7 protein-coding genes and 3 pseudogenes are annotated in these 12,286 nt (G+C 70.9%); 5 read left to right on the forward strand and 5 right to left on the reverse strand.

Going from position 1 to position 12,286, the window contains the following annotated elements:
* A partial coding sequence (locus JF597_RS01460) for an ABC transporter ATP-binding protein (RefSeq protein ID WP_293987488.1) occupies positions 1-1,128 on the forward strand: 1,128 nt, incomplete at its 5' end.
* 2 nt (positions 1,129-1,130) lie between these two features.
* Here JF597_RS01460 and JF597_RS01465 read toward each other — a convergent pair.
* The 5 genes and pseudogenes from JF597_RS01465 to JF597_RS01485 form a co-directional block, all read right to left on the reverse strand.
* Entirely contained in the window at positions 1,131-1,316 is a 186-nt protein-coding gene (locus tag JF597_RS01465) for a hypothetical protein (protein WP_079141074.1), read from the reverse strand.
* Positions 1,317-1,488: 172 nt separating this feature from the next.
* On the reverse strand, positions 1,489-2,178 hold the full coding sequence (locus tag JF597_RS01470) for a DUF899 domain-containing protein (protein ID WP_293987492.1): 690 nt from the start codon (positions 2,176-2,178) through the stop codon (positions 1,489-1,491).
* Positions 2,179-2,270: 92 nt separating this feature from the next.
* Entirely contained in the window at positions 2,271-3,440 is a 1,170-nt protein-coding gene (locus tag JF597_RS01475) for a cytochrome P450 (protein ID WP_293987494.1), read from the reverse strand.
* A gap of 47 nt (positions 3,441-3,487) precedes the next feature.
* Positions 3,488-3,757: pseudogene (locus JF597_RS01480) on the reverse strand (amidohydrolase family protein); the annotation flags it as partial.
* Between the two features lie 23 nt (positions 3,758-3,780).
* The gene (locus tag JF597_RS01485) at positions 3,781-5,751 is read right to left on the reverse strand and encodes an FUSC family protein (RefSeq protein ID WP_293987496.1); all 1,971 of its coding nucleotides are present in this window, start codon (positions 5,749-5,751) and stop codon (positions 3,781-3,783) included.
* Positions 5,752-6,102: 351 nt separating this feature from the next.
* Here JF597_RS01485 and JF597_RS01490 point away from each other — a divergent pair.
* The 4 genes and pseudogenes from JF597_RS01490 to JF597_RS01500 all read left to right on the forward strand — a co-directional run.
* A pseudogene (locus tag JF597_RS01490) lies at positions 6,103-7,153 on the forward strand (serine/threonine-protein kinase).
* A 58-nt stretch (positions 7,154-7,211) separates the two neighbouring features.
* Positions 7,212-8,999 (forward strand): DEAD/DEAH box helicase, encoded by a 1,788-nt coding sequence (locus JF597_RS01495; RefSeq protein ID WP_366916365.1) that lies wholly within the window; start codon positions 7,212-7,214, stop codon positions 8,997-8,999.
* Positions 8,971-9,771 (forward strand): hypothetical protein, encoded by an 801-nt coding sequence (locus JF597_RS55410; protein WP_366916366.1) that lies wholly within the window; start codon positions 8,971-8,973, stop codon positions 9,769-9,771. Before JF597_RS01495 ends, JF597_RS55410 begins: the two co-directional genes overlap by 29 nt.
* A 22-nt stretch (positions 9,772-9,793) precedes the next feature.
* Positions 9,794-12,286, forward strand: a pseudogene (locus tag JF597_RS01500) (class I SAM-dependent DNA methyltransferase); the annotation flags it as partial.

Raw genomic sequence — 12,286 nt, forward strand, 5'->3', positions numbered from 1 at the left:
CTCAGGCACTACCGCGCGATGGCGGAGACGGCGGAGGCGGAGCAGGCCCGACTGGCACGGCTCGCGGCCCGCACCGGGCTGATAGCGGCGGCCTGGACGGGCCTGGCGACGGTGGCGACGTACGCGACACTGGGCGGTCTGCTGCTGGCGGGTGCGATGGCGCTGTCGGTGGCGGGTACGGCCGTGATCGCCGTGCGCACCGGCTCGCAGAGTCTGAACACCCTTGTCATCGAGATGAACGCGCTGCACGAGGAGGCCCTGTTCGTCGGCGACCTGCAGCGGCTCTACGCGGAGGCGGCCGAGCGGGCGATCCCGGAGGGCGGGTCCGCGCTGCCGGACGAGCCGCGCGAGATCCGCTTCGAGAACGTCTCCTTCACCTACCCGGGTGACGCGACCCGCCCCGCGCTCGACGACGTGACCCTCGCCCTGCCGCTCGGCAAGATCGTCGCGCTGGTCGGGGAGAACGGCTCCGGCAAGACCACCCTGGTCAAGCTGCTCGCGGGGCTGTACACGCCCGACCGCGGCCGGATCCTGTGGGACGACCTGGACGCGGCACACGCGGACCGGCAGCTGCTCGCCGAGCGGGTCGCGATGGTCGCCCAGGACTTCAAGCGGTGGCCGTTCACCGCCCGCGTCAATGTGGCGGTGGGCCGCTCGTCGGTGCCGCTCACCGAGGAGCGGGTGTCCGGCGCGGTCGCCGAGGCCGGCGCCGGGGAGGTGCTGGCCGATCTGCCGCGCGGCCTGGACACCCTGCTGGCCCGCAACTTCAGCGGCGGGCACGAGCTGTCCGGCGGGCAGTGGCAGCGGCTCGGGATCGCCCGGGCCGCCTACCGGCGCGGTCGCATCCTGATCGTGGACGAGCCGACGGCCGCCCTGGACGCACGGGCCGAGCTGGAGGTCTTCGAGAAGATCCGCGCGCTGTCCGGCACCGGTCAGACGGTCATCCTGATCACCCACAGGCTGGCGTCCGTGCGCCACGCGGACCTGGTGCACGTCCTGGAGCAGGGCCGGCTCGTGGAGTCGGGCACGCCCGACGAGCTCCTGGCCTCCGGTGGTGTGTACGCGGAGCTGTACTCGCTCCAGGCCGAGCAGTTCACGGCAAAGGTGCCCGCCAAGGAGGCGGGCTGACCTCACGCGACAGCGTCTATCGCTGCCTCTCCACTGCGGACGATCACCAGGAACGTGTCCGTCGCGAGGTCCATCACGACCTCCGCCGGCAGTCCCTCAAGACGCCTCGCCTGCGCGAACTCCTCCGCCGGCCACGATCCGCGCGGCCCGCCAGCGGGAAAGCGTTCGAGCACTGTTCGCCCGTTCACCACCCTGCACCTCCAGAAAGCGTTGCACTCCCCGTAGGAGTGCTTGTAGGAGTTAACGCCTTCCAGGGCCGGAAAGCCTCGGTGAGTTGCCGTACTGAGACGTAGCCGACACAGATTCACCCCGGAGTGTGAGGATCCCGTCACGGTGTGACGACATCACTCACCCTCCGTGTCAGTCCTCGTACTCGTCGTGATACCGCATGCGTACGCTGCCTGCGGGCGCCCCGAGAGCGGACGCGCGCCCCTTGGGTTCCTCCCATTCCTCCTGCCGTCCCAGTGCGGTGAGGTCGAGGAAGCCGGTGGTCGAGCCGAGTCCGTCGAGGCCGCGTTCATAGGTGGAGTAGGTGTGGAAGACCTGGTCACGGTCGCGCAGGAAGCAGCTGATGCCGGGCCGCTCAGCCGGCTCGTCGTCGATCTCCAGGGTGGCTTGGAAATCGCGGTTGAAGTCGCCGCCGTACGACGAGTACCAGGGCACGGTCCATCCCATCCGCGCCTTGAACGGCAGGATCTTCGTATACGGCGCTCTCGACACGGCCGCGAACGTGGTCCCCCGCGCCTTCAGATGGGCCAGGTGTCCGATCTGGTCCAGGAAGGCGGAGCAGCTGCGGCAGCCCGCGTCCCACTCGGGCGCGAACATGAAGTGGTGGACGACGAGCTGGCCGCGCCCCTCGAAGAGGTCGAGCAGGGTGGCCTTGCCGTCACCGCCTTCGAAGACGTACTCCTCCTCGACCTCGACCATGGGAAGCCTGCGCCGCTCGGCGTTCAGGGCGTCCCGCGCGCGCGTGGCCGCCTTCTCCCTGACCAGTAGTTCCGCGCGCGCCGCGCGCCATTCGTCCCGAGAGACGATCTCCGGAAGCGCCATGGGGTCCCTCCTGTGCGACGGTCCGTCGGGGTGGTGACCGTGGGGAGGGGCGGAACTCATCGCTGTCGCGGGAAAATCCTGGACGGGTTGGTTCAGTACGACACCTGGAGCGCGAGCAGGCCCCGGGCGCGCAGGGAGTTGCGCCACCTCGGGGTGGGCTCGGCGAGCGCGAGATCCGGGAACCGTTCCAGGAGCGCGGCCAGGGCGATCTCGGTCTCGGCACGGGCCAGCGGGGCGCCGAGGCAGTAGTGGATGCCGTGGCCGAGAGCGAGATGGCCGGAGGCGTCGCGGGCGAGGTCCAGGCGGTCGGGGTCGGGAAAGCGGTCGGGGTCGCGGTTGGCCGCGGACGGGGAGACCCAGACCGTCTCGCCCGCCGGGACGGTGACCCCGCCGATGGTGACGTCCTCGAGGGGAAAGCGGCGGATGGCCAGCAGGGCAGGGCCCTCGTAGCGGAGGAACTCCTCGACGGCCGCGGGGAGTCGGGCGGGGTCCTTGCGCAGGGCGTCGAGCTGTCCGGGATGTTGCAACAGCGCGAGCACCGCGTTCCCGATCAGCTGCACGGTGTTCTCGTACCCGGCGAAGAGGATGAGGAAGGCCAGCGACATCAGTTCGTCCTCGCTGAGCCGGTCGCCCTCGTCGCGGACGGCGATCAGATCGGAGAGCAGGTCGTCGGCGGGTTCCCGGCGCTTGTCGGCGAGGAGCCGCGTGAAGAAGCCGAGCATCGCCACGATCGCCTCCTTGGCCGCCGCGGGTCCGGCCGCCGGGTCCGGCGCGACGAGGGTGTCGGTCCACACCCGGAAGTCCAGCCGGTGCTCGTCCGGGATGCCGAGCAGGTCACAGATGACCGTGATGGGGAGGGGCGCGGCGTAGGAGGCGATGAGGTCGGTGGTCCCGTGGGAACCGAGCGCGTCGAGGAGCCGGTCGGCGGTGCGCCGGATCGGCTCGCGCAACTGCTCGATCCGACGCGGGGTGAAGGCCCGTCCGACCAGCCGGCGGATCCGGGTGTGGTCCGGCGGATCCATGTTGAGCAGGTTGGCGTCGAGCGCGGGCGGCAACGAGAACCCCTTGTAGGTCCCCGCCGTGGCGTGCCGCTTGTCCAACGCCAATCGCGGATCGGCGAGAGCCGCCCGCACGTCGTCGTACCGCGTGACGATCCAGGCGGGCGTCCCGTCGGGCCCGGCGATCCGATGCACGGGCGCGGTGTCGCGCAGGCGCCGGTACACGTCGTAGGGGTGGTCGAGGAGGCCGTCGGCGGGATCCATGGGCGTCAGCCTAGCGGCGCGGAGATCACGGGCTGCCGGGCCGGATGTCAGGTGCTGTAGTTCTGGATGCGCCTGCCGTGGCTCAGGTCCAGCAGCGCGGGCATCCGCTCCTCCAACTCCCCCCCGACGGCGCCGACATCAATGGACAGCAGCTCGCGGTCCCGCATCAGCACGCGGCCGTCGACGATCGTCGTGCGGACGTCGGAGGAGCGGGCGCTGTGGACCAGGGTCGCGGCGAGGTCGTGGACGGGCTGGGTGTGCGGGCCGGTGAGGTCGACCAGGATGATGTCGGCACGCCGGCCGGGTGCGATGCTGCCGGTGTGGGGTGCGGGTGTGACCCCTAACCGGCGAGGTGAACTCCGGGCAGCCGGACCTCCACTCGACCTCGCCCGTCGTCAAGTCGGCCGAGTTCGTCGAGGAGTTCGGTGAGCCGTCGGACCTGTTCGGGGGCGAGCCGCCCGGAGTCGTCGAGGTGGACGGCGCTCGCGGTGGTCGTGTCGACGATCCCTTCGAGCACGGCGACGATCTCGTCGGCGCCCTCCGAGTGCCGGGCGAGCGCGGGGAGTTCGGCGGCGGCGAGGGCGATGGCGGTACGGGCCTCGGCGAGCGCGCGGTAGGCCTCGCGGCGGAGGGTCCAGCGCCGGGCGCGGGTGTCGTCGGTGGCGATGTCCCGTACGACGGACCCGGCGCCTCGCGGGACGGGCCGCGCGGTCCGCCGTGGAAGAGGCCGCGCCATCTCTCGTGGAAGGGGCCGTTCGGTCTCCCGCAGCACGTGCGTGAGGTACGCCTCGGCCGCGCCGCTCGCCGCGGCCAGCCGGGACCGCACTCCCCCTCCGTGCTGCCCCGGCATCGGCAGATGCCCCACGATCAGCACGATGGCGCAGGCGAGCAGGGTTTCGGTGATCCGGCCGGCGGAGGCCTGCGGCTCACCGCCCACCATCACGAGCGCCAGGACGAGGACGGTGACGACGGCGGTCTGCGCGGCGAAGTGCCGGGTGGCCACGGGAATGAGCGCCCCGCTGACGGCGACGAGCACGATGAGTCCTTCGGGCCGCGGCAGTACGAGCGCGAACCCGGCGAAGACCAGCGCTCCGAGGACGGTCCCGGCGGCCCGGCACAGCACCCGGGAGGCGAGCGGCCCGAGGTCCGGCTTGACGAGGAAGACGGTGGTGGCGGGCAGCCAGTACCAGTGCTGGTGCTCCCCGTACCAGTGGGAGTGGTGCAGCGCCTGTGCCACGGCGACGCCGGCCCCGAAGCAGAGGGCGACCCGCAGCCCGTACTCCCGTCCGCCGGCCCCGAAAACGGACCGCAGCGCGCCCCTGACGGTGAGCCGGCGCTTGTGCAGATCCCCGCCCCGGCCCCGGTCGAAGGCGTCGGCGGCCCGCAGCAGCGCGTCGTCGAGTGCCCGCAGCGCGGGCCCCGACCGGGCGGGCGCGGGCAACGGCCCGGTGTGCGTGTTCTCCCGTACGGCGACGGCGAGCCGTCGGGGCCCCGCGGAGGCCCGCCGGGGCACCGCCTCCTCCGCCCAGGCGAGCGCGGTGGCGGCCTCGGCGAGCGGCAGCGCGGCGGCGTACTGCGCGTGCAGCCGCCGCTCGGCGGCCGAGCTGGCGTACCGCCGCAGCCGGGGCCCGGTGAGCGCGTCCTGCGCGTGATCGAGGGCGGCGGTGAGCGCGACGCGACGCGCGGTGGCGTTCTCACTCCCCACGGCGTCCAGGAGAGCGGCGACGGCGTCGTACACCTCGGCGACGGCGTCCCGCTCGCCGTCGAACCGGAAGTCCCCGGCGAGGCCGCCCGGGGTGGGCAGCACGAGCCGCAGCGCGATCAGCCAGCAGGCGCCGCCGAGATAGGCGACGGCCCGCAGCCACCCTTCCTCCGGCAACGGCATGCCCGCCCCGATCGCCGAAGCGACCAGCAGCTGCGTACCGGCCCCGGAGGCGACGGGTCCGACGGCGCTGATGCCGCCGGCGACCAGCCCGACGAGCGTCAGCAGCACGGTCAGTGGGACCGCCCCGATGTGCTCCCCCGCGGTGGTCCCCACGAACATCCCGACCGCCCCCGCGAGCGCCGGCATCCCGATCCGCTTGACGGAGACCCGCCGGCTCCCGGGCCGGTCGTTGATCCCGGCGAGCATGGCGGCGATGGCGGCGACGACACCGAGGGAGGTGCGGTCGGCGAGGACGGCGACCAGGAGGACGGGCCCGGCGGACAACGCACCCCGCACCACGGCGTTCCAGGGAATCGGCCCGCGCTGAGCACGCAGGGCGTGAGCGAGCCAGGGCGGTAGGTGTATCCGTACGGCGGGGCGGGACACGGGGCTCCTGTCGTCGGGGGGAGGCGGGGGTGTGCCTTCGGGCGACGGTGGCCGGGCGTTGGGCTGTGGTGTCCACGGTAGATCGCGATGTTGGAGGGGATGGGGTCGTCGTATTTCGAGCATGTGACGGTTGGCCGGAGAGGCGCTTTCTTTATGAACGCAACCGGGCGCGAACTCGATCGGGCAAGACCCGGTCCGCGCCATCCGACCTTGGACTACGGTTACGACTGCTGACATACACCAGCTGACCAGGGCGAAAGGACGACCTACGTGAACGCGGCCCCGCTGAGCCCCGAGGACCCGACGGAACTCGGCGGCTTCGAGCTCCTCGGGCGCATCGGCCACGGAGGCATGGGTCAGGTCTACCTCGGTGAGTCTCCTGGTGGAGAGCCTGCGGCGGTGAAGATCATCAAGCCGTCGGTGGTGGACTCGGAGACGCGGCTGCGTTTCGCGCAGGAGATAGAGGTCCTGAAGACGATCTGGGGGCCTCGTATCGCGGCGTTCCTCGACGCGGACGCCGAGGCGGAGCAGCCGTGGCTGGCGACGGAGTACGTCGACGGGCCGGACCTCCCATCGTGATCTCAAGCCCGCCAACATCCTCCTCGGTCCGAACGGCCCGAAGATCATCGACTTCGGTCTCGCGGTTTTCACGGAGTCCAGCGCGTCTCTCACCGCCCCGAACACCGTGCTCGGCACGCCCGCGTGCATGGCACCCGAGCAGGCGAACGGCGTCAAGCCGCTCACGTCACCCGTCGACGTGTACGCCCTCGGCGCCGTCATGCTGTACGCGGCGACCGGTCACTACCCGTTCCAGGCGGACAACGTCCACGCGCTGTTCCACCTCATCACCAAGGCGGACGCTCAGGCCGATCTGACCGGAGCGCCGGCCGAACTGGTCCCGCTCCTCACATCGACGCTTGCCTACGCTCCGCAGGACCGGCCCGCGCTGACCGAAGTCGTCCAGGAGTGCCGTGCCGTGATCGAGGCGCAGGGCCTCAGAATCGCCCAGGCCAGGCGCCGGCTCACCACACACACCGCGGTGACCACGGTGGCCGACGCACCTCCTGGGCCCCCGGCCCCGCCCGCTCCCGCCGACGCCGCCTCCGTCGCGGACCTCGCCACCGACGCGGTCCGGCAGCAGCCGATCCACAGCACGGCTCCGACGGTCCCACTTCCCCTCGACGCATCGCCTCCGGCCTCGTACACCCCCACAGTCAGGATCCAGCCGGCCCCTGCGACTCACGACCAGCCGGCCGCCCGGCCCGTAGCGGCCCCGGGGGCTCTCCCGCCGGCCCAGCGCGGCAGGGAACGCGGGGGCCCCGGCCCTCTCCGTACGTCGGTCCAGGCCAAGCGTGTGGCCCAGCAGTTGCGCGAGGCCTACGCCCAGCGCGCGAAGTTCTAGGCCCGATCAGCACAGTCCCATCAGCACAGTCACCGTCAACGCGAGAGAGGCAGTGCACGTGACCGTCGACCAGGCTGCGCATGCCGCGGAGTCCGCCAAGTACCCGCCGGGTTCGCAGATCGAGGTCCGGGACGAGGAGTGGCTCGTACGGAACGTGACGCCCACGGCACACGATGGCGACCGTATCGACGCGGTGGGCATCTCGGAGTTCGTACGGGACCAGGAAGCCGTCTTCTTCACCGCGCTCGACGACGTGCAGCTGATGGACCCGCGCCGCACCAGGCTGACGCTCGACGACTCGCCCACGTTCCGCCGCAGCCGCCTGTTCCTGGAAGCCGTCCTGCGCAAGACCCCGCTCCCGCAGTCCGAGCGCGGTCTGGCGCTGGCGGACAGCTTCCTGCTCGACTCGCTCCCCTACCAGCACCGTCCCGCCCAGCTCGCGCTCTCCGGCAAGAACCTGCGCCCGCGCATGCTCATCGCGGACGTGGTCGGCCTCGGCAAGACCCTCGAAATCGGCCTGACGCTGGCGGAGTTGATCCGGCGCGGGCGGGGCGAGCGGATTCTCGTGGTGACCCCGCAGCACGTCCTGGAGCAGTTCCAGCACGAGCTGTGGACGCGCTTCGCGATCCCGCTCATCCGGCTCGACTCCGTGGGCATCGAGCGCATCCAGCGGGAGATCCCGGCGGGCCGCAATCCCTTCACGTACTTCAAGCGCGTCATCATCTCCATCGACACGCTCAAGAACACCCACCAGTACAAGCACCACTTGGAGCGCATCCACTGGGACGCGGTCGTCATCGACGAGTCCCACAACCTCATCAACCGCGGCTCGCTCCGCAACCAGCTCGCCCGCCTCCTCGCCCCGCAGACCGACGCTCTCATCCTGGCCTCGGCGACCCCTCACAACGGCGACGCCCGCTCCTTCGCCGAGCTGATCTCCCTCCTCGACCCGGCCGCGATTCGTGACCCGGAGCGCTATGAGGCGAAGGACATCGAGCACCTCTTCATCCGTCGTACGAAGGTCAGCCCCGAGGTCCGTGAGCAGATGAAGGGCCAGTGGGCGGACCGCGGGCCGAGCATGTCGGTGCACTGCGCGGCGACACCGGCGGAGGAGCGCGTCTTCGAGGAGCTGGCGCGGGTGTGGCTGCCTGGGGACGGCGGCACGTCCGTGAGCGAGAGCCGCCTGTTCCCCTACACCGTGCTGAAGTCGTTCCTCTCCTCGCACAAGGCTCTGGCGGCGACCGTCGACGCGCGCATCAAGACGCTCACCACGAAGGAATACGCCGTTCCAGGCCCTGAACTCGACGCGCTGCACCGCCTGAAGGACCTCACGGCCGGCATGTCGGAGCGGGACTCGGCGAAGTTCGAGGCTCTCGTCGAGCAGCTCCGGTCCATCGGCGTCGGCCCGAAGAGCGACACCCGGGTCGTGGTGTTCTCCGAGCGCGTCCAGACACTGGAGTGGCTGCGGGCGACGGTCCCGGCGGCTCTCGGCTTCAGGGCGAAGGCACTTCAGGAGGCCGCGAGGGTCATGCACGGCGGCCTGTCGGACGAGCAGCAGATGAAGTGTGTGGAGGACTTCGGCCTGGCGGACACTCCGGTGCGCATCCTGTTCACGGGCGACGTGGCCTCGGAAGGCGTCAACCTCCACCGCCAGTGCCACCAGCTGGTCCACTACGACGTGCCGTGGTCCCTGATCCGCATCGAGCAGCGCAGCCGCGGCCGAGGACTCCGGCACCGACTTCCTCGCGGACTTCTTCGGAGCCGTCGGCGACGACCCGGACGAGGTCGACGGGGACGCGCCGCCCGCCCCCGCCGACGTGCCCCGCCTGTTCACGAACGCCCGTGAGTTCATCGACGAGGCGATGCGTGAGGCCTTCCCCGAAACACAGCGTGAGCTGGAGCTGGACCAGGACCCGGAGACGGGCCTGATCTCGTTCCGGCCGCCGCCGGACCTGACCCACCGGCTGAAGGCCCTGCCCCTGGACTACCGCCGCGAACAGCGCCTGAGCGAGCGCCTGTTGGTGACCCTCAACCGCAAGCTCGCCGACCTGGCGCTGATTCGCGCCCGGGAGTCCTCGACGTCCAGCTGGCCGGAGATCTCCCTGCTCACCGATCTGCACCCGGTCATGGAGTGGCTGACGGACAAGGTCCTGGTCCGGCTCGGCCGCCAGGAGGCCCCGGTCATCACGGCGAACGTGAAACTCCCCGTCTATCTGATCCAGGGCATCTTCTCCAACGCGCTGGGCCGCCCGACGGTGGTGAAGTGGATGACCGTCCAGGGCCGCACGGTCACCGACGACATGGTGGGCGTTCTGCGCGACGCGGGCGTCGGCCCCACGATGGCCAACCCGCTCCACCGCCACGACCTCGGTGTACTGAGTTCGGGCATCCCCGGTGCTCTGGAGGCGGCGGAGGACTTCCTGCGCGGGCACAGCGCCGAGTGGGACCGGGCACTGCTCGACCCGATCGAGAAATACAAGGAACGCCTGGGCACCTGGGAGCAGCCAACCCTGGCAGGCCCCGACACCAAGTCGAAGCTCACGGGTCTGGCCGACTCGCTCCTGACCACCGGCCGCCCGATGCTCCGGATCCTCGCCGTCCTCGACTCCACCGCCTGATTTCCCCGAGGTTCACCCAGCCATGACGTACGACTCACTCGTCAACCGCGGCGACTACTTCTCCGCGCACTACCTGGCCGAGGTCCTCCCCAAGGATCTCAAGGCGGGTCTCCTGGCGACCTGGAAGGACCGCGAGGAGGCCGCCCGCGACACCGAGACCGCGCCGGACGCCCTGCCGGTGACCCCGCGCGTGGGCCTGCGCGAGCTGCGTCGCCCGTACTTCCGGGCACGGGCGTTCTTCGCGGAGGCGGCGGCCGAAGCCGAAGCGGACGACGCGATGACGTACGGCGACGACGTGACGACGTACGGCGCGCCCGCCTGGCGGGAGCGAGCCACGGAGCTGAACGCCTCGGTGCTGCGCGCGCTCGGCTACGACGCCAAGCCGCGGACCGTGACGGTGGAGCGGGCTGACCACACGTACGCGGTACGGGTCGCCCACGCCGAGCCTGGTCTGATGGCGCTGGACTGCGGCTGGGCGGCGGAGCCGGACGCGGCGCTGGAACCGGACGGTGCGGGCCGGTTGCTGCACCCGGTCCAGCTGGAGGGGTCCGTCGAGCTGACCACGGGTTCGAAGCTGGCGTCCTTCCTCTTCGCGAGCGAGGACGCGCCGCGCTATGTGCTGCTGCTGGTCGGCGGGGTGATCATCCTGGCCGACCGGGTGGTGTGGGGCGAGGGACGCTACCTCGCGGCCTCACTGGACGCGGCCCTGGAGCGCAACGACACCCGTGTCGGCGGCGAACTCGACACGCTGGCGGCCCTGTTCGGCGCGGACTCGCTGCGGACGCCGGAGGAGGGCGGCGAGAACCCCCTGTCCGGCCTCGTCGACAAGTCCACCAAGCACGCGGTGGGCGTCTCCTCGGACCTGCGGGACGGTCTGCGGCTGTCGGTGGAGCTGATCGCGAACGAGATCCTGGAACGCCTGCGGCGGGCGGGGCTGCGCCCGCAGGACGTCAAGGAACTCCCGGAGCTGTCACGGCAGTTGACGCGGGAGTCGCTGCGCTACCTGTACCGGATCCTGTTCCTCCTGTACGCGGAGGCGCGGCCGGAACTGGGCATCCTGCCGTCGGACTACCCGGAGTACCACCAGGGATACGGGCTCGGCCGGCTGGGCGAGCTGGTGGCGGAACGTGACCTGGTCGGCGAGAAGTCCCGCGAGGGCTTCTACCTCTACGAGTCACTGGACCTGCTCTTCCGGAAGGTGCAGGAGGGGTACCGCTCGCGGCGCACCCACGGTGAGTCCGAGGCGGACTCCCGCTCCGAGGACATCGGTCTGCGCTTCGAGCCCCTCCACTCCAAACTGTTCGAGCCGGACTCCATCCAGCTCATCGGTGCCCGCGCGGTGGCCGACCCCCGCTTCGACGAGGACGAGACGGGCGAGGCCAGGTACGTCGACACACGCCTGCGCAACGCCACGCTGTACCGGGTGCTGCGGCTGCTGATGCTCACGCGCGGCAGGAAGGGCGAGCGCGGCGGCTTCATCTCGTACGCCCAGCTCGGCATCAACCAACTGGGCGCCGTGTACGAGGGGTTGATGTCGTACTCCGGCTTCGTGGCGAGCGAGGAGCTGTACGAGGTCGCGAAGGGCGGCGACCCGAAGGACGGCTCGTGGCTGGTACCGGCCTCGCGGGCGGACGAGTACGCCGACTCGGTGTTCGTACGGCGACGGGACGAGGAGACGGGTCAGGAGGTACGGGTCCGGTATCGGCCGGGGTCCTTCGTGTACCGCCTGTCCGGGCGGGACCGGCAGACGTCGGCCTCGTACTACACGCCCGAGTCGCTGACGAAGGTCACCGTGCAGCTGGCGTTGCAGCATCGGCTGGACCAGGACGGTTCGGTCACGGCGGCTCGGGAGCTGCTGGACTGGAAGATCTGTGAGCCCGCGCTGGGGTCGGGGGCGTTCCTCAACGAGGCCATCAATCAGGTGGCGGCCGAGTATCTGCGGCGGCGGCAGGACGAGCTGGGCGTCGCCATCGACACGGAGACGTACGCGATCGAGCTCCAGAAGGCCAAGGCGTATGTCGCGCTGCACAACTCGTACGGCGTGGACCTGAATTCGACGGCCGTGGAGCTGGCGGAGGTCTCGCTGTGGCTCAACACGATGCATCCGGGGATGGAGGCACCGTGGTTCGGGCTGCATCTGCGGCGGGGCAACTCGCTGATCGGGGGACGGCGGGAGGTCTACTCGGCGGAGCGGCTGAAGAAGGGCGGCTGGCTGGGAGCCACGCCTGAGCGCTTCCCGCTGACAGAGGCGGAGGGAGGGCTTCCGGAGGGGGCCGTACATCACTTCCTTCTGCCCGCGAAGGAGTGGGGCGCGGTCGCCGCCGAGAAGGAGGCCAGGGCATTGGCGCCGGATGAGGCCAAGGCGCTGGGTGCCTGGCGGAAGGCGATCACCAAGTCTCCGTCGAAGAAGCAGACCGAGCGGTTGCAGGGGCTGGCACGGCGGGCCGAGTACCTGTGGGGGCTTGTCGTACGGCGCCTGGAGATCTCCGAGCGGGAGATCTCGCGGCGGATCGAT

The sequence above is a fragment of the Streptomyces sp. genome (genome assembly GCF_019510245.1).
Lineage (GTDB): Bacteria > Actinomycetota > Actinomycetes > Streptomycetales > Streptomycetaceae > Streptomyces.

Coding starts and splice junctions, on each gene's coding strand:
- JF597_RS01470 (WP_293987492.1), bottom strand. CDS start 2,178: ATGGCGCTTCCGGAGATCGTCTCTCGGGACGAATGGCGCGCGGCGCGC.
- JF597_RS01475 (WP_293987494.1), bottom strand. CDS start 3,440: ATGGATCCCGCCGACGGCCTCCTCGACCACCCCTACGACGTGTACCGG.